15 protein-coding genes are annotated in these 16,459 nt (G+C 74.2%); 7 read left to right on the forward strand and 8 right to left on the reverse strand.

Going from position 1 to position 16,459, the window contains the following annotated elements:
• Window positions 1–72 precede the first annotated feature (72 nt).
• Together ABTY59_RS10555 and ABTY59_RS10560 are read left to right on the forward strand one after the other, a co-directional pair.
• Window positions 73–459: a helix-turn-helix domain-containing protein gene (locus tag ABTY59_RS10555; RefSeq protein WP_352018529.1), complete on the forward strand. Its 387-nt coding sequence runs from the start codon at window positions 73–75 to the stop codon at window positions 457–459.
• 222 nt (window positions 460–681) lie between these two features.
• On the forward strand, window positions 682–960 hold the full coding sequence (locus ABTY59_RS10560; RefSeq protein ID WP_352018530.1) for a hypothetical protein: 279 nt from the start codon (window positions 682–684) through the stop codon (window positions 958–960).
• On the opposite strand, the gene ABTY59_RS10565 is transcribed toward ABTY59_RS10560, so the two are convergent.
• The 3 genes from ABTY59_RS10565 to ABTY59_RS10575 are packed head-to-tail and all read right to left on the reverse strand — an operon-like array spanning window position 908 to window position 7,222.
• The gene (locus tag ABTY59_RS10565; RefSeq protein WP_352018531.1) at window positions 908–1,684 is read right to left on the reverse strand and encodes an SDR family NAD(P)-dependent oxidoreductase; all 777 of its coding nucleotides are present in this window, start codon (window positions 1,682–1,684) and stop codon (window positions 908–910) included. The two genes, ABTY59_RS10560 and ABTY59_RS10565, sit on opposite strands and share 53 nt — an antisense overlap.
• 32 nt (window positions 1,685–1,716) lie before the next feature.
• Window positions 1,717–2,523, reverse strand: a complete 807-nt coding sequence (locus ABTY59_RS10570; protein ID WP_352018532.1) for a DNA-formamidopyrimidine glycosylase family protein — start codon at window positions 2,521–2,523, stop codon at window positions 1,717–1,719.
• A 49-nt stretch (window positions 2,524–2,572) separates the two neighbouring features.
• Window positions 2,573–7,222, reverse strand: coding sequence for an Lhr family ATP-dependent helicase (locus ABTY59_RS10575; RefSeq protein WP_352018533.1), 4,650 nt, complete (start codon window positions 7,220–7,222; stop codon window positions 2,573–2,575).
• 91 nt (window positions 7,223–7,313) lie between these two features.
• On the opposite strand from ABTY59_RS10575, the gene ABTY59_RS10580 reads away from it, so the two are divergent.
• The 3 genes from ABTY59_RS10580 to ABTY59_RS10590 all read left to right on the forward strand — a co-directional run bounded on the left by ABTY59_RS10580 (window position 7,314) and on the right by ABTY59_RS10590 (window position 9,321).
• Window positions 7,314–8,174, forward strand: coding sequence for an AraC family transcriptional regulator (locus ABTY59_RS10580; RefSeq protein WP_352018534.1), 861 nt, complete (start codon window positions 7,314–7,316; stop codon window positions 8,172–8,174).
• Window positions 8,175–8,278: 104 nt separating this feature from the next.
• On the forward strand, window positions 8,279–9,016 hold the full coding sequence (locus ABTY59_RS10585) for an AzlC family ABC transporter permease (RefSeq protein WP_352018535.1): 738 nt from the start codon (window positions 8,279–8,281) through the stop codon (window positions 9,014–9,016).
• Window positions 9,013–9,321 carry an AzlD domain-containing protein gene (locus tag ABTY59_RS10590; protein ID WP_352018536.1) on the forward strand — a complete coding sequence of 103 codons (309 nt, stop codon included), beginning with the start codon at window positions 9,013–9,015 and terminating at the stop codon, window positions 9,319–9,321. Before ABTY59_RS10585 ends, ABTY59_RS10590 begins: the two co-directional genes overlap by 4 nt.
• 28 nt (window positions 9,322–9,349) lie before the next feature.
• Here ABTY59_RS10590 and ABTY59_RS10595 read toward each other — a convergent pair whose 3' ends face one another.
• Window positions 9,350–10,318, reverse strand: coding sequence for a hypothetical protein (locus tag ABTY59_RS10595; RefSeq protein ID WP_352018537.1), 969 nt, complete (start codon window positions 10,316–10,318; stop codon window positions 9,350–9,352).
• Between the two features lie 79 nt (window positions 10,319–10,397).
• On the opposite strand from ABTY59_RS10595, the gene ABTY59_RS10600 reads away from it, so the two are divergent.
• Both ABTY59_RS10600 and ABTY59_RS10605 read left to right on the forward strand, forming a co-directional pair.
• Window positions 10,398–10,592: a DUF3046 domain-containing protein gene (locus tag ABTY59_RS10600; RefSeq protein ID WP_041662943.1), complete on the forward strand. Its 195-nt coding sequence runs from the start codon at window positions 10,398–10,400 to the stop codon at window positions 10,590–10,592.
• 280 nt (window positions 10,593–10,872) lie between these two features.
• Window positions 10,873–12,078, forward strand: a complete 1,206-nt coding sequence (locus tag ABTY59_RS10605) for an AI-2E family transporter (protein WP_352018864.1) — start codon at window positions 10,873–10,875, stop codon at window positions 12,076–12,078.
• A 13-nt stretch (window positions 12,079–12,091) separates the two neighbouring features.
• Here the strand turns inward: ABTY59_RS10605 and ABTY59_RS10610 are convergent, their stop codons facing one another.
• From ABTY59_RS10610 to ABTY59_RS10625, 4 genes are all read right to left on the reverse strand, one after another.
• Window positions 12,092–12,871 carry a cytochrome d ubiquinol oxidase subunit II gene (locus tag ABTY59_RS10610; protein WP_352018538.1) on the reverse strand — a complete coding sequence of 260 codons (780 nt, stop codon included), beginning with the start codon at window positions 12,869–12,871 and terminating at the stop codon, window positions 12,092–12,094.
• Between the two features lie 35 nt (window positions 12,872–12,906).
• Window positions 12,907–14,217: a cytochrome ubiquinol oxidase subunit I gene (locus ABTY59_RS10615; protein ID WP_352018539.1), complete on the reverse strand. Its 1,311-nt coding sequence runs from the start codon at window positions 14,215–14,217 to the stop codon at window positions 12,907–12,909.
• A gap of 170 nt (window positions 14,218–14,387) precedes the next feature.
• Entirely contained in the window at window positions 14,388–15,056 is a 669-nt protein-coding gene (locus ABTY59_RS10620; RefSeq protein ID WP_352018540.1) for a response regulator, read from the reverse strand.
• Window positions 15,056–16,351, reverse strand: coding sequence for a sensor histidine kinase (locus ABTY59_RS10625; protein WP_352018541.1), 1,296 nt, complete (start codon window positions 16,349–16,351; stop codon window positions 15,056–15,058). The genes ABTY59_RS10620 and ABTY59_RS10625 overlap by 1 nt, the downstream gene beginning before the upstream one ends.
• Window positions 16,352–16,459 lie beyond the last annotated feature (108 nt).

The following is a 16,459-nucleotide window of genomic DNA, read 5'->3' on the forward strand; positions in this document are numbered from 1 at the left end:
CACGGCCGCAGCGCGAGGCGGTACGGTGGGGCGTGAAGGATGCGGCTACGCGGTCCGAGGAGGGAGCCACCGATGATTCTGCTCCGTCGCCTGCTGGGTGACGTGCTGCGTCGGCAGCGCCAGCGCCAGGGCCGTACTCTGCGCGAAGTCTCCTCGTCCGCCCGAGTCTCGCTCGGCTATCTCTCCGAGGTGGAGCGGGGGCAGAAGGAGGCTTCCTCCGAACTGCTCTCCGCGATCTGCGACGCGTTGGACGTACGGATGTCCGAGCTCATGCGCGAAGTGAGCGACGAGCTGTCGCTCGCCGAACTGGCCGAGTCGGCAGCGGCGAGCGAACCGGTGCCGGCACCGGTGCGTCGCCCGATGCTCAATTCGGTGTCGGTGACGTCGGTGGCCGGTGTGCCCACCGAGCGGGTGACCATCAAGGCGCCCGCGGAAGCGGTGGACGTCGTCGCCGCCTGAACCGAAGCGGGGCGAGCCCCGGTCGGTGCCTCCTCGTGGGGCGCTGACCGGGGCTTTTCCCTGTGCGGGCGGTCGCGGCCGATTCGTCTGAGATGCCGGGGTCCCGTATGCCGTGCCATGGTGGGAGGGACGTACGACTGGGCCGTGTGCGCCGGGTCTGCCTCCGGTGCGCCCTCCCGCAGGGTGATCCTGCCGGTCTAGCGTCGACCGCAGGAGGCGGCCATGGTACGGCGACGGATTCCGCTGGTGACGCTCGCGTTGCTCGCGTGCGGCCTCGCGGCCGGAGGGATCTGGTGGTGGGCCGTACTGCGCCTGCTGCTCGTGCCGGGGGAAGCCGGGCCGGTCGAAGGCGCGGTGGCGGCGGGCGGCTGGGGCCTGAGCCTGCTGCCGGTGCACGTGGCGGCCTCGTCGGGACGGCGGCTCGCCCCGACGGTGGACGTGCGCGCCGTCACCAGGGCATCGCGACTCCGCCGTTGGGGCGGAGGATCTGACCGGTCGTGAACGCGGAGGCGTCCGAGGCGAGGTGCAGCACCGCGTGCGCGATGTCCACCGCCTCGCCGACCCGGCGCAGCGGTGAGTGCCGGACCATCGCGGCCTCGGCCTGCTCCTGGGCGGCCGGCTCGTGGCGGTCGGTCATCGGGGTGCGGATCCAGCCCGGCGCGATCGCGTTGACCCGGATCCCGTGCGGACCGGCCTCCGTCGCCAGGGTCTTCGTCAGCTGGACGACCGCCGCCTTGGTGACGCTGTAGCAGAGCAGGCCGGGGCTGGCGGTGTCCATCGCGCCCGAGGCCATCGTGACGATGGAGCCGGGGACGCCGGCCGCGATCATCGAGCGGGCGGCCTCCTGGCAGGCGTGGAGCACGCCCTTGAAGTTGACGGCGAGGACGCGGTCGAGGTCCTCCTCGCGGGTCTCCAGGACCGTGCTCGTGTGCATGATCCCGGCGATGGCGGCCATGACGTGGAGGGGGCCGGCCGACCGGACGGCCGCGGCCAGTGCGGCACGGTCGGTGACGTCCAGGGGGTGGGTGTGCGCGGTGCCGCCCGCGCGGGCGATCAGGGCCGCGGTCTCCTTGAGGCCCGCCTCGTCGCGGTCGGCGCAGTGCACGGTGGCCCCCGCCTGGGCGAGGAGGGCCGCGGAGGCGCGGCCGATGCCGCTCGCCGCACCGGTGACGAACGCGGTGCGGCCGGTCAGGTCGTACGCCGGAAGAGCCCTCGTCGTGGTCATGTCCGGACCGTACGACCAGATCTGACGGGGCGTCAATTGTCCGGGTGGTGGTTTCCGTCGGGGCCCCGCTGACAGCCCGGGCACCAGTACGTCACCCGGTCGCCCAGCTCCGCCTTGCGGATCGCGGTGCCGCAGCGCAGACACGCGCGGCCCTCACGGCCGTAGACGTACAGCGGGGTGCCGGGGCGGCGGGTGGTCGTCGTGCGCCGGTCCGGGCGGTCCTTGTTCGCCTCCAGCAGGCGGTGGGCCGTGGCGACCAGGCGGGCCGGGACCTCAGGGGCGAGCTCGCCGACCGGGAGCCAGGGGGTGACGGCGGCGAGGAAGGCCAGCTCCGACTTGTACACGTTGCCGATGCCGGCCAGGTTGCGCTGGTCGAGGAGCGCGTCGCCGAGGGGGCGCGCCGGATCGGCGCCGAGCCGCCGCACGGCCTCCGTCGGGTCCCAGTCCGGGCCGAGCAGATCGGGGCCGAGATGGCCCACGACCCGGGACTCCTCGGCCGTACGGATCAGCTCCAGGACGGGGAGGCGGTAGCCGTACGCCGTGGACTCGGCGTTCCCGAGGATCGCGCGGATCTGGAACTCGGGGCCGCCGTGCGGGCGCTGCCCGGTGGCGTACACCCGCCAGGCGCCGTCCATCCGGAGATGCGAGTGGAGGGTGAGCCCGCCCTCGATCCGGGCGAGGAGGTGCTTGCCGCGCGGGGTGAAGTCGAGCAGCGTCCGGCCCGTGAGGTCGGCGGTCGCGAACCGGGGCACGCGGAGGTCCGCGCGGGTGAGGACCCGGCCGGCGAGCGCGGTGTGCAGCCGGTGGGCGGCCTGCCAGACGGTGTCTCCTTCGGGCACGGCTCCATTGTGCCGGGTCCCGTCGGGGCGGGTGGGCTGGACGGTGCCGTCAAGGACGGAGGCGGAGGCCCTTCGGGGTGGCCAGGAAGCCGGCGGATTCCAGGGGGCGGGACAGGGGCGACGTCAGCGACGTCCCGCCGTTGATCCGCTCCACCGTGACCGTGCCCAGCGTCCCCGACCGGGCCGACGCGGACAGCGCCTCCGCCGCCGCGCGCAGCGCCGGATCGTCCGGTTCGGTGGGCCAGGAGAGGAGCGTCTTGCCGCCGCGCTCCATGTAGAGCGTGAGCTCGCCGTCGACCAGGACCACCATCGCCCCCGCCTTGCGGCCCGGCTTGTGGCCCGCCCCGGTCGGGGGCTCGGGCCAGGGCAGGGCCGCGCCGTAGGCGTTCGCGGGGTCGGCCGCCGCGAGCACCAGGGCATGGGGGCCCGCCGCCGCCTCCACGCCCCGGTCGCGGGCGGTCGCCGCCGCACGCAGCCGGTCCACCGCCCCGTCCATCGCGAACTGGGCCGCGCCGAGCCCCTCCACCACGTAGCCGCGCCGGGCCTGCCCGCTGTCCTCGAAGGCGGCCAGGATCCGGTACGTGGCCGAGAAGCCGCCCTCCACGCCCTCGGCGGCCACCGCGCCACGGGTGACCACGCCGTGCCGGTCCAGGAGCGTGCGGGCCAGGGCGTGCGCCCGGTGCGTCGGCTCCGGCTCCACCGGAGGCAGCGCGGACCAGCGGCCCGACACCGTCGGCGGGCCCGAGCGGGACGCGGTGCGGGCCGCGGCCGTCAGCGTGCCGTACCGCCCGCGCGGAACCGTGCGCCGCGCGCGGTGCGCGGTGGAACCCGCCGTGCGGCCCGACCCGAGGAGCGCCCGGAGCGGGGCCAGGGTGTCATTCGTGAGCCGGCCCGACCAGGCCAGGTCCCACAGGGCGTCCGCGAGCTGGGGATCGGTGGCGTCGGGGTGGGTGGTCGCCCGGACCTGGTCGGCGATCTGCCGGAAGAACAGGCCGTACCCGCCGGAGAGGGCCGTGAGGACCGATTCGTGGAGGGCGGTCGGCTCCAGGGGGTGCGCCGGCGGGAGGAGCAGGGGGGCCGCGTCGGCGAGGTAGAGGGAGACCCAGCCGTCCTTGCCCGGGAGCGAGCCCGCGCCCGCCCAGACGACCTCGCCGGTCGTCGTCAGCTCGTCGAGGAGCGCCGGGGAGTAGTCACGGACCCGGGACGGCAGGATCAGCTTCTCCAGGGCCGAGGCCGGGACCGGGGCGCCCTGGAGCTGCTCGATCGCCCGCGCGAGGCCGTCGATGCCGCGCAGGCTGTTGCTTCCCAGATGCTGCCACTGCGGCAGGAAGGTGGCGAGGGCCGCCGGGGGCACCGGCTCCAGCTCGTGGCGCAGGGCCGCCAGGGAGCGGCGCCGCAGCCGGCGCAGGACGGTCGCGTCGCACCACTCCTGGCCGATGCCCGAGGGGTGGAACTCGCCCTGGACGACCCGGCCCGAGGCGGCCAGGCGCTGGAGGGCGCCGTCGGTGACGGCCGCGCCGAGACCGAAGCGGGCGGCGGCCTGGGAGGAGGTGAACGGGCCGTGCGTGCGCGCGTGCCGTGCGAGCAGGTCGCCCAGCGGGTCCTTGACCGGCTCGGTGAAGGCCTCGGGCACGCCGACCGGCAGGGCCGTCCCCAGGGCGTCCCGCAGGCGTCCCGCGTCCTCGATCGCCGCCCAGTGCTCCCGGCCGCCGATCCGCACCCGGATCGCGCGGCGGGCCGCCCCGAGCTCGGGCGCCCAGCCCGCTTCCGCGCCGCGCTCGGCCAGCTCCTCGTCCGTCAGGGGGCCCAGGACCCGCAGCAGGTCGGCGACGCCCTCCACGTCCTTGATCCGGCGGTCCTCCGTCAGCCACTGGAGCTCCCGCTCCAGCTCGGTCAGCACCTCGGGGTCGAGCAGCTCGCGCAGCTCGGCCTGGCCGAGGAGCTCCGCGAGCAGCCGGGAGTCCAGGGAGAGGGCGGCCGCCCGCCGCTCCGCGAGCGGGGAGTCGCCCTCGTACAGGAACTGCGCCACGTACCCGAAGAGCAGCGAGCGGGCGAAGGGCGAGGGCTCCGGGGTGGTGACCTCGACGAGGCGGACGCGGCGGGACTCGATGTCCCCCATCAGCTCTTCGAGGCCCGGGAGGTCGAAGACGTCCTGGAGGCACTCGCGGACGGCCTCCAGGACGATCGGGAACGATCCGAACTCGCTCGCCACCTGGAGGAGCTGCGCGGCACGCTGCCGCTGCTGCCACAGCGGGGTCCGCTTGCCCGGGTTGCGCTTGGGCAGCAGCAGGGCGCGGGCGGCGCACTCCCGGAAGCGGGAGGCGAACAGCGCGGAGCCGCCCACCTGGTCGGTGACGATCTGCCCGATCTCGCCCTTGTCGAAGAGGGCGTCGGCAGCGCCCACGGGCGCCTTGTCCGCGTCGTACGTCGTGTCCAGGTGACGGCCCGGGTCGACCGGCTCGTGGTCGAGGAGGTCAAGGCCCATGTCCAGGCCCATCAGGTCGGCGTCCGGCAGGCGCAGCACGATGCCGTCGTCCGCGTGCATCACCTGCGCGTCCATGCCGTACCGCTCGGCGAGCCGCGCGCCGAGCGCCAGCGCCCAGGGGGCGTGCACCTGCGCCCCGAACGGCGAGTGGATGACGACCCGCCAGTCCCCGAGCTCGTCCCGGAAGCGCTCGACCAGGATCGTCCGGTCGTCCGGCACGTGGCCGCAGGCCTCGCGCTGCTCCTTCAGGTACGCCAGGACGTTCTCCGCGGCCCAGGCGTCCAGGCCCGCGGCGAGCAGCCGCAGGCGCGCGTCCTCGTCCCCGAGGGCGCCGACCTCGCGGAGGAACGCGCCCACCGCACGGCCCAGTTCGAGCGGGCGGCCGAGCTGGTCGCCCTTCCAGAACGGCAGCCGGCCCGGCACACCGGGCGCGGGGGAGACGAGCACCCGGTCCCGGGTGATGTCCTCGATCCGCCAGGACGTCGTGCCGAGCGTGAAGACGTCGCCGACCCTCGACTCGTACACCATCTCCTCGTCGAGCTCGCCGACCCGGCCCCCGCCCTTCTTGGGGTCCGAGCCCGCCAGGAACACACCGAACAGGCCGCGGTCGGGGATCGTGCCGCCGGAGGTGACGGCGAGCCGCTGAGCGCCCGGCCGGCCCGTGACCGTCCCGGCGACCCGGTCCCACACCACGCGCGGCCGCAACTCCGCGAAGGCGTCCGAGGGGTAGCGGCCGGCCAGCATGTCCAGCACGCCGGTGAACGCCGACTCCGGCAGCGACGAGAACGGGGCCGCGCGGCGCACCACCGCCAGCAGGTCGTCCACCTGCCAGGTGTCGAGCGCGACCATCGCGACCAGCTGCTGCGCGAGGACGTCCAGCGGATTGGCGGGGATCCGCATGGACTCGATGGCCCCGGAGCGCATCCGCTCGGTGACCACGGCCGCCTGCACGAGGTCGCCCCGGTACTTGGGGAAGACCACGCCCGTGGAGACCGCTCCCACCTGGTGGCCCGCGCGGCCCACCCGCTGCAGGCCGGAGGCCACGGACGGCGGCGACTCGACCTGCACCACCAGGTCGACCGCGCCCATGTCGATGCCCAGCTCCAGGCTGGAGGTGGCCACGACGGCGGGCAGCCGGCCCGCCTTCAGGTCCTCCTCCACCTGGGCGCGCTGCTCCTTCGACACCGAGCCGTGGTGGGCCCGGGCCAGCAGCGGCGGGGCGCCCTGCGCCGCCCCCGACTGGGCCATGACCTGGGCCGGGGGAGCCCCCTCGGGGAGCGGCTCGCCGGTCGCCCGCTCGTACGCGATCTCGTTCAGCCGGTTGCACAGGCGCTCGGCGAGCCGGCGGGAGTTCGCGAAGACGATCGTGGAGCGGTGGGACTGGACGAGGTCGGCGATCCGCTCCTCGACGTGCGGCCAGATCGACGGCTTGTCCCCGCCGTCCTTCCCCTCGGAGGCCGGGGAGCCCCCCAGCTCGCCCATGTCCTCGACGGGGACGACGACGGACAGGTCGAACTCCTTGCCCGAGGGCGGCTGCACGATCTCCACGGCCCGCCCCGGGGAGAGATAGCGGGCCACCTCGTCGACCGGGCGGACCGTGGCCGACAGGCCGATCCGGCGGGCCGGGCGGGGCAGCAGCTCGTCCAGCCGCTCCAGGGTCAGCGCCAGGTGTGCGCCCCGCTTCGTGCCCGCGACCGCGTGGACCTCGTCGAGGATGACCGTCTCCACACCCGCCAGGGCCTCGCGCGTGGCGGAGGTCAGCATCAGGAACAGGGACTCGGGCGTGGTGATCAGGATGTCCGGCGGCCGGGTCGCGAGCGCCCGCCGCTCGGCCGGCGGGGTGTCCCCGGACCGGATGCCGACCCGGACGTCCGGCTCGGGCAGGCCGAGCCGCACCGACTCCTGGCGGATGCCGGTCAGCGGCGAGCGCAGGTTCCGCTCGACGTCCACCGCGAGGGCCTTCAGCGGTGACACGTAGAGCACACGGCAGCGCTTCTTCGCCTCGGCCGGCGGCGGCGAGGACGCGAGCCGGTCCAGGGAGGCGAGGAACGCCGCCAGGGTCTTGCCCGAGCCGGTGGGTGCGACGACGAGCACGTCGGAGCCCGCTCCGATGGCGTTCCAGGCGCCCTCCTGCGCCGCCGTGGGCGCGGTGAACGCCCCGGTGAACCAACCACGGGTCGCGGGGGAGAACGAGTCGAGCGCGGACCTGACCATGCCCCCCATCGTGCACCCGACCACTGACAACCGTCCGGACCTGGGCGGATCCCGATCGTCGTGGGGCGTCGGCGGGGCGCAGAATGGGGGAATGGCGACGGGCGCGGCGAAGGACGGAGCGAGCGGGGAGCGGGCCCGTTACTGGCAGTACGCGGAGCTGCCCGGGGTCGACCTGCTGCACGCCCACTACATCAGCAAGGCCTTCGCCCGGCACACCCACGAGACCTTCGTCTTCGCCGCGATCACCGAGGGCGTCGAGGCCTTCCACTACCGCGACGAGCTGGTCCAGGCCGGCCCCGGCCAGATCGCCCTCGTCAACCCGGACACCCCCCACACCGGCCACGCGGGCGTGCCCGAGGGCTGGACCTACCGGACGATCTACCCGGACGCGGAGATCGTCCGGTCGATCGCCGCCGACGGGTTCGGGCTGCGCGGCGCGGCCGGCTTCACCTCGCCCGTCGTCGACGACCCGTACGCCGCCCGGCTCGTCATCGGCGTCCACCGGGCCGCGGAGGAGGGCAACGCGCTCGCCGCGGACAGCCTCCTGCGCCTGGTCACCGCCCGGATGCTGCGCAGCCACGGCGGGCTCCTCACGCCGCTGCCGCCCCGGTCGGCCGGCTCCCGGAACGCGGCACGCGCGCGTGACGTCCTGGAGGCCGCGATGGTCGAGCCGCCGACCCTGGAGCGCCTCGCCGCCGACCTCGGCACCAGCCCGTTCGCCCTGCTCCGCGCCTTCCGCGAGGCGTACGGGATGCCCCCGCACACCTGGCTCACCGATGCCCGCGTACGGAGGGCCCGCCGGCTCCTCGACGCGGGGACGCCCCCGGCGGAGGCTGCCGCAGCCGTCGGCTTCACCGACCAGTCGCACCTCAGCCGGCACTTCACCCGCAGCGTCGGGGTGCCGCCCGGCGCCTACCAGCGCGCGCGTGGAGGGCGACGCCAGGCTCCTTAGGGCCTGACTGACCATTCCCGTCGGGTCCGGCCCGGACCAGCAGGCCCCTGGCCGCCGCAAGAACGTACAAGACCACGGCCTCCCCGGCCCGTAGCGTCTCCGACGTGGCAGAACAGACAGCACCCCCCGTCATACGCGACGACACCCCGGCCAAGCCCGACGCCGCCGTCGTCCGCGACGCACTCGGCGTCGGCGTCGCCGTCGGGCTCTCCGGCTTCGCCTTCGGCGTGACCTCGGCGGGCTCCGGCCTCAGCCTCCTCCAGACCTGCCTCCTCAGCCTGCTCGTCTTCACCGGCGCCTCGCAGTTCGCCCTGGTCGGCGCGCTCGCCGCGGGCGGCAACCCCTTCACGGCCGCCGCCGGAGCCTTCTTCCTGGGCACCCGCAACGCCTTCTACGGCCTGCGGCTCTCCCAGCTCCTCGCCCTGCCGAAGGCCGTCCGGCCGCTCGCCGCGCACTGGGTGATCGACGAGACCGCGGCCGTCTCCCTGGCCCAGCCCGACCGGCGGGCCGCCCGGATCGGCTTCACCGTCACCGGCCTCACCCTCTACGTCCTCTGGAACCTCACCACGTTCCTCGGGGCGCTCGGCGCCGAGGCGATCGGGGACACCGCGGCCTGGGGGCTCGACGCCGCCGGACCCGCCGTCTTCCTCGCCCTCCTCGCCCCCATGCTGAAGTCCGCGACCGAACGCGCCACCGCGGGGATCGCCGTCCTGCTCATGCTCGGGCTGCTGCCCGCCCTGCCCGCCGGCGCCCCGGTGCTCGTCGCCGCCCTCGCCGCGCCCGCCGTGCTCTGGGCCCAGGGACGCCGCACGGCCCGCACCGGACAGAAGGACCCCCGATGAACGTCTGGATCGCGATCGCCCTCACCGCCGCCGGGTGCTACCTCGTCAAACTGATCGGCCTGCTCGTGCCCGCCGGAGCGCTCGAACGCCCGCTCGTCCAGCGGCTCGCCGCCCTGCTCCCCGTCGCCCTGCTCGCCGCCCTCACCGCGCAGCAGACCTTCAGCGCGGGCGACGGCCTCGTCCTGGACGCCCGGGCCGCAGGGCTCGCCGCGGCCGCCGTCGCGCTCGTCCTGCGCGCGCCGTTCCTGGTCGTCGTGGGCGCTGCCGTGGCCGTCACGGCGGGTGTCCGCGCCCTGGGGTGGTGACTTCGGGAACCCTCGGCACGCGTGCGCGTCAGCCGATGGCGCGGCCGTGCGCCCGGAGCGTGCGCAGGGCCTCCACGGTGACGATCGGGCGCCACTCCAGGGCGGAGCCGGGCGCCCAGGCGGTCGGGCGCCACTCCAGGGCCGAGCCGGGCGCCCAGGCGGGCGATCGGACCGGCCAGCCGCCGTCCTCCTGCTGGTCGGACGCGAGACGGTCCAGCGAGCGGGCCATCTCCTCCTCCGTGAACCAGCGTCCGGCGAGCGAGTCCGGCACGCGCGCGTAGTCGTGCGGGTAGTGGTGCTCGCCGTGCGCGTACCCGTCCGCGAGCGGGTGGTCCTCCGGCGGGCCGGGGTCCAGGACGGCGAGCCCCCGCTCGCGGACGAGCCGGCCCAGCTTGTCGGCGGCCGCCTCCGCGCGCCCCCGGTCGGGGGCCGAGTCGAGGAAGGCGACGGCGGCCTGGATCTCGTACGGATGGGCCTTCTCCAGCGACTCCACGGCCGACCAGCAGAACTCGGTGGCCCGGAACAGCCACGCGTGCCACACCTGGTTGCGGTGCAGCACGCCGACCACGGGGCCGGTCGACAGCAGCGCGCTCGGCGGGGAGTCGACCACCGGCGCGAAGGGCGCCGACGGGTAGCCGCGCTGGGACGGATGGATCGCGGGGAGCGCCCCGTCGTGCGTGGACACCTCCGTGAGGTAGCGGCAGATCCGCTCCACCCGCAGTCCGCCGCAGCGGCCGATGGAGTCGAGGATCCGCAGCCCGTGCGCGGTGTGCAGCGGCTGGCTCACCGGGCCGCGCAGGTCCGGTTCGAGCGCGTGCCCGTAGCCGCCGTCCTCGTTGAGGTACGCCATGAGGGCCGCCTCGACCCGGTCCGGTGCACCGCGCAGGAAGTGGTAGGCGAACCGGTGCTGCTCCAGGACGCGGGCCGTCAGCCAGATGAAACGCTCGGCGCGCGCCAGGGGAGTCGAGGGCGGGGTGGGGAGGGGGTTTTCGGCCATGCTCCGACCGTAGGGCGGAAAAGCGCGGTGACAAGGTCTGCGGAGCGGGCTGCACTCTTGGGAGCGGGATACTGGCTTCATGCGGTTGACGATTTTCTGGGAACGGATGGCCGACCACTTCGGTGCGTCCTACGCCGAGTCCTTCGCGCGTGACCATGTGATGGCGGAACTCGGGGGGCGGACGGTACGGGAGGCGCTGGACGCCGGCTGGGAGGCGAAGGACGTGTGGCGTGCCGTCTGCGCGGCCGTCGACGTCCCGGCCGACAAGCGGTGACCGGCAGGCGAACCCTGGGGTGACCGGCGGGGATGTGCGGGGTCCCGGGTGGAATGTCCGTGCGGTGCGCGAGACTGGCGGGGTGGCCCCGACTGACGACACCGACAAGACCGAACCGAACGACATGCCCGATACCGCGCCCGACGCGCCCGACGAGGTGAAGGGCACCCCGGCTCCCCAGGTGCCGGCTCCGGCCCACGCGGCGGTTTCGGCCCCGGCGCAGGCCCCGGCCGCCGTCGCCGCGGACGCCGCGGCCGGGCCGGCCGCGGCGTCCGCGCGCATGCCGCGCTGGCTGCCCCGCGCGCTCGTGCTCGCCCTCGCGCTCTACGCCGTCTTCCAGCTGGGCAACTGGGCCTTCCACCAGGTCGTCGGCCTCCTCGTCAACATCCTGCTCGCGTTCTTCCTCGCCCTCGCCATCGAGCCGGCGGTCGGGCGCATGGCGGCACGCGGGATGCGCCGCGGCCTCGCCACCTTCCTCGTCTTCTTCGCCGTCACCGTCTTCGGCGTCGGCTTCGTCGTCCTCCTCGGCTCGATGCTGGCCGGCCAGATCGTGGACATGGTCGAGAACTTCCCGAAGTACCTCGACTCGGTGATCAACTGGATCAACCAGAACTTCCACACCGACCTGTCACGCGTCGAGGTCCAGGACAGCGTCCTGAGCTCCGACTGGCTGCAGAAGTACGTGCAGAACAGCGCGTCCGGCGTCCTCGACGTCTCCGCCACCGTCCTCGGCGGGCTCTTCCGGCTCCTCACGATCTTCCTGTTCTCGTTCTACTTCGCGGCCGACGGCCCCCGGCTGCGGCGCGCGCTCTGCTCCGTCCTGCCGCCCGCCCGGCAGACCGAGGTCCTGCGGGCCTGGGAGATCGCCGTCGACAAGACCGGCGGCTACCTCTACTCGCGCGGTCTGATGGCCCTCATCTCGGGCGTCGCGCACTTCGTGCTCTTCGAGATCCTGGGCGTGCCGTACGCTCCGGCGCTCGCCGTGTGGGTCGGCCTGGTCTCGCAGTTCATCCCGACCATCGGCACCTATCTGGCCGGTGCCCTGCCGATGCTGATCGCCTTCACGGTCAACCCCTGGTACGCGCTGTGGGTGCTGGGTTTCGTCGTGATCTACCAGCAGTTCGAGAACTACATGCTCCAGCCGAAACTCACCTCGAAGACCGTGGACATCCACCCGGCGGTGGCCTTCGGCTCGGTCATCGCGGGCACGGCGCTGCTGGGCGCCGTCGGCGCGCTGATCGCGATCCCGGCCGTCGCCACGCTCCAGGCCTTCCTCGGCGCGTACGTGAAGCGGTACGACGTGACGGACGACCCGCGCGTGCACGGACACCGGCGGTACGGCGAGGCGGTCGTCGCCCGGCTGCAGAAGGCCCTGCACCACAAGAAGGAGGGCTCGCAGGGGGAGGCCTCGCAGGGGGAGGGTTCCGAGAAGGGGGCTTCCTCGGACGGGTCCGCTGGGAACGGGGGCTCTTCGGACGGGGCCTGAGCCCGCCGCGCGGTCAGAGGTACGAAGGGCCGGTCACCCGGTGCCGGAAGGCGTGCCAGATCCACGCCTGGACGGCCACGAGCAGCGGCGTGACGACCAGCAGGGTAGGCACCAGCAGGCCCAGCGTGGCGGCGGAGGCCGTCCGCCCGGCGAGCGGCAGCCCGGTGCCCGCCCAGAGCGTCAGCCCGGCGAGCAGGGCACCGGTGAGCGCGAAGGACTGCCACGGGCGCCCCGCGCGTCCGACGAGCCGGCGGGCCCGCTCGTACGGCACGCCCGTCAGGCGCAGCGCGGCGAAGCCGAGCCCGTGCGCGGCGAACAGCGCGGCCACGGCGAGCGCGGCGAGCACCGCTGTGGGACCCGTCGCGGGGGCGTAAGGATGTCCGGTCAGCAGGGCCGTGAGCAGCCACCCCCAGGAGAGCGCGACGGCCCAGCTGCCGCACGTCACGGCGGCGTCGCAGCCCGCGCGCCAGCGGGGCCCGGGACCACGCCCGCGCGACCACAGCCCCGCGTCCCGGAGGATCCAGCCGGCCAGCAGGGCCACGAAGACCGGGAACTGGCCGCTCAGGAGGTCCCCCTCAAGGGCGGGGAAGCAGCCGACGAGGACACCGGCGGCGGCGACCAGCCAGACCTCGTTGCCGAGGAAGAAGGGCGCGACGGAGGCGAGGACGAGGCGCCGCTCGCGGTCGTTCCGGCCGAGCCACGGGGTGAGCATGCCGGTGCCGAGGTCGGCCCCGGCGAGGACGGACCAGCCCACGGCGAAGAGGGCGAGCAGGGCGATGGCCAGGGTCTCCACGGGGGGCTCCTCGATGGGTGGGACGAACGGGCGGTTCAGTAACGGGGAGCCGGCAGCGAGTCCGCCGGATCAGTCGGCGGCGCCCCGTGCTCGCCGCTGCGCGCGTCCGGGCGTTCGTCGTGGCCGAGCCCGGACTCGACGGGGCCGCGACGGGCGTGCCGGGCGAGGAGCCAGGCGTTGAGGAGGGCGAGCAGGACGAAGACCGTGGTGAAGACGGTCAGGGAGAGGCGCATGGTGCCGGGCGAGAGGTCGGAGACGGCGTCCTCGGTCCGCAGGAGGCCGTAGACCACCCACGGCTGGCGTCCGGACTCCCGGAAGACCCAGCCGCCGATCATCGCGAGGTACGGCAGTGGCACGGCCGCCATCAGGGCGAGGTGCCAGAGCCGGAACCGGAAGACGACCTTCTTGAAGCAGGCCAGGATCACCCCGGCGAAGCACAGGTACATCATCAGCGCGAAGCCGATGAGCATCACCAGGCCGCCGCCCCTGGTCCAGGCCTCCGACGGCACGTAGTCCCCCGGCCCGAAACGGTCCGTCATCTCCGCCTGGATCCGGGCGATCTCGGCCGCCTTTCCGCTGAAGACCGCCGACTTCATGGGCTGGAAGGTGGTGAGCGCGCCGAACTGCAGTCCGCCGAAGACGGCCGCGGCCATCAGCGCGGGCGCCGACAGGAAGACACCGGTGCGCAGACCGCGGCCGAAGAACTCCCACTCCGGGCTGCGCCGGAAGAGGTGGTACGCGCTCACCCCGGCCATGAAGAACCCGGCGGTCAGCAGCGCGCCCGCCAGGACGTGCCCGAAGGCGAGCAGCGCGGAGGGGTTCGTGAGGACGGCGACCGGGTCGTCGAGGACCAGCTCGCCGCCCTCGGAGGCGTAGCCCACGGGATGGTTGAGGAAGCCGTTGGAGACGAGGATCCAGTACGCCGACAGGTAGCCCGTCAGGACGACGATCCAGATCGCGGCCAGATGGGCCCAGCGGTTGAGCCGGTTCCAGCCGAAGATCCACAGACCGAGGAAGGTCGACTCGACGAAGAACGCCACGATCGTCTCGACGGCGAGCGAGGCCCCCAGGACGTTGCCCGCCTCGTGCGTGAGCCCGCTCCACGCCATGCCGAACTGGAACTCCATCACGAGGCCGGTGACGATCCCGACCGCGTAGTTGATCACGTACAGCTGGCCCCAGAACCGCACCATCCGCGCGTACAGCGGATTCCGGCCGAACGTCGCCATGGTCTGGAGCACGGCCACGACGGTCGAGAGCCCCAGGGTGAGGGCGACGAAGAGGAAGTGGCCGCCCGCGGTGAGGGCGAACTGCAGCCGCGCGAGATCGAGTACGTCCTGATTCACCCGATCAGCGTGGGCGTACGGTCAGGGGCCCGGCGTCACCCCCGGGTGGACACCGGGCGTACCACCGGGGTTGCGGCCGCCCACGCGCGCGTACCCCGTGAGTCGTGAACCGGCAGCCCTGTCCCCTAGGGCCTGTCTGGCAATGCGCGTCGGATCGGGCCTTAGGGGTGTCAGGCCAGCCAGCCCGGAGTGATCATCCCGGACTCGTACGCGAGGATCACCAGCTGCGCCCGGTCGCGCACGGCCAGCTTGGTCATGATGCGGCTGACGTGCGTCTTGGCGGTGGCGGGGGAGAGGACGAGCCGGCCGGCGATCTCGTCGTTGGAGAGTCCGGCGCCCACCAGTCCCAGCACCTCGCGCTCCCGCTCGGTGAGGGCGTTCAGGCGGGGACTCGGGTCCGGCTGCCGCCCCGCGAGTCCGGCGAACTCGGCGATCAGACGCCGTGTCACGGCCGGGGAGATCAGGGCGTCTCCGCGCGCCACGACCCGGACCGCGTGCAGCAGTTCCATCGGCTCGGTGTCCTTGACGAGGAAGCCCGAGGCGCCCGCGCGCAGGGCCCCGTACACGTGGTCGTCCGCGTCGAACGTGGTCAGGATGACCACCCGCACCCCTTCGAGCCCGGTGTCGGCGGTGATGCGGCGGGTGGCCTCCAGGCCGTCGAGCACCGGCATCCGGATGTCCATCAGGACGACGTCGGGGCGCAGTTCACGGGCGAGCCCGATCGCCCGCTCCCCGTCCCCGGCCTCACCGACGACCTCGATGTCCTCCTCGTCGGACAGGATCGACCGGAAGCCGGCCCGGACCAGGGTCTGGTCGTCGGCGAGCACGACACGGATCATCACGATTCCCTCTCGGGCGGGGTGGGGCCGGTGGCCTCGGTGGGGGCCGTGGCTTCGGGGCCTGCGGGGGCTTCGGTGGCCTCGGAGGACGGGGCGGGCGACGTCGGTGGGGTCAGCGGGAGGCGGGCGTCCACCAGGAACCCGGCGTCGCCATTGCGGGCGGTGAGCTCGCCGCCGAAAGCACGGGCCCGTTCGGCCATGCCCCGGATGCCGCTGCCCGACGGCCGCCCCTCCGGCGCGCCCCCGCCGTCGTCGGCGATGCGCAGCCGTACCGCGTCGGCACCCCAGTCCAGGGTGATCGACACGGTCCTCGCGCCCGCGTGGCGTGTGACGTTCGTCAGCGACTCCTGCACGATCCGGTACGCGGCCAGGTCCACGGGCGGCGGCAGCGGTACGGGCGTGCCCGTGACGTGCGTACGGACGTCGAGGCCGGCGCTCCGGGCGCGCGCGGCGAGGTCGCCGAGGAGCGCCAGGCCCGAGGACGGCGTCGTCGGCGTGGCCTCGTCCGCTCGGCGCAGCACCCCGAGGGTCGCCCGCAGCTCGCGCAGCGCGTCCTTGCTGGTCGCCTTCACCGCCGTGAGCGCCTCGGTGGCCGTGACGAGCCCCGCCTCCGGAGCCGGTCCCTTGCCGAGCCGGTGCAGAGCCGCGCCCGACTGGACGTTGATCAGCGAGATGCTGTGGCCGAGCACGTCGTGCACCTCACGGGCGATCCGCAGGCGCTCCTCGGTCGCGGACTGCCGGGCGCGGGCCTCCTGCTCCCGCTCCGCGGCGAGCGCCCGCTGCTCCACCTCGTGGAGGTAGGCGAGCCGGGTGCGCTGGGCCCGGCCCACGGCGACCAGGCTGATCAGCCAGCCGGCGAGCATGGCGAGCGAGGTGTCGTCGATCTGCCGGTGCCCGGGCTGCTGCCGGATCTCGCCGAACCCGACCGCGAGCAGCGTGACGGCCGCGAGCGCGACGGCGGCGACGAACCGGCCCTCGGCGGCGGTCGTGTACAGCGCGAGGGCGAACGCGATCATGAGCGGCCCGTCCTGGGCCGACAGCGGGTAGTACACGACGCAGGCGAGCAGCGTGACCACGGCCACCGCGACGGGCTGCCGTCGCCGGAAGTACAGCGCTCCGCAGCCGCTCAGGATCAGCGCCCAGCCGAGCGCCGTGCGGAGAGCGGGCTCGCTCGTGTAGTGCGCGGAGACCAGCGTCCAGACCGCGACGACGAGCAGGACGACCCCCGCCACGAGGGCGTCGGCGGCCCTGGGCGACAGGCGGCCGGCGCCGGGGGCGCGGAGGGGGAGGGGCATGCGTCGAAGGATAGGCCGCGAGGGAGCCATCGAGGGTGATAGTCGAGTTGTTTAGTAAACGAAGTGACTATGATGCGGGCAGGTCGCGCGTCGGTGGCCGGGGAAGGC

It is taken from the genome of Streptomyces sp. NPDC096079, assembly GCF_040303145.1.
Lineage (GTDB): Bacteria > Actinomycetota > Actinomycetes > Streptomycetales > Streptomycetaceae > Streptomyces.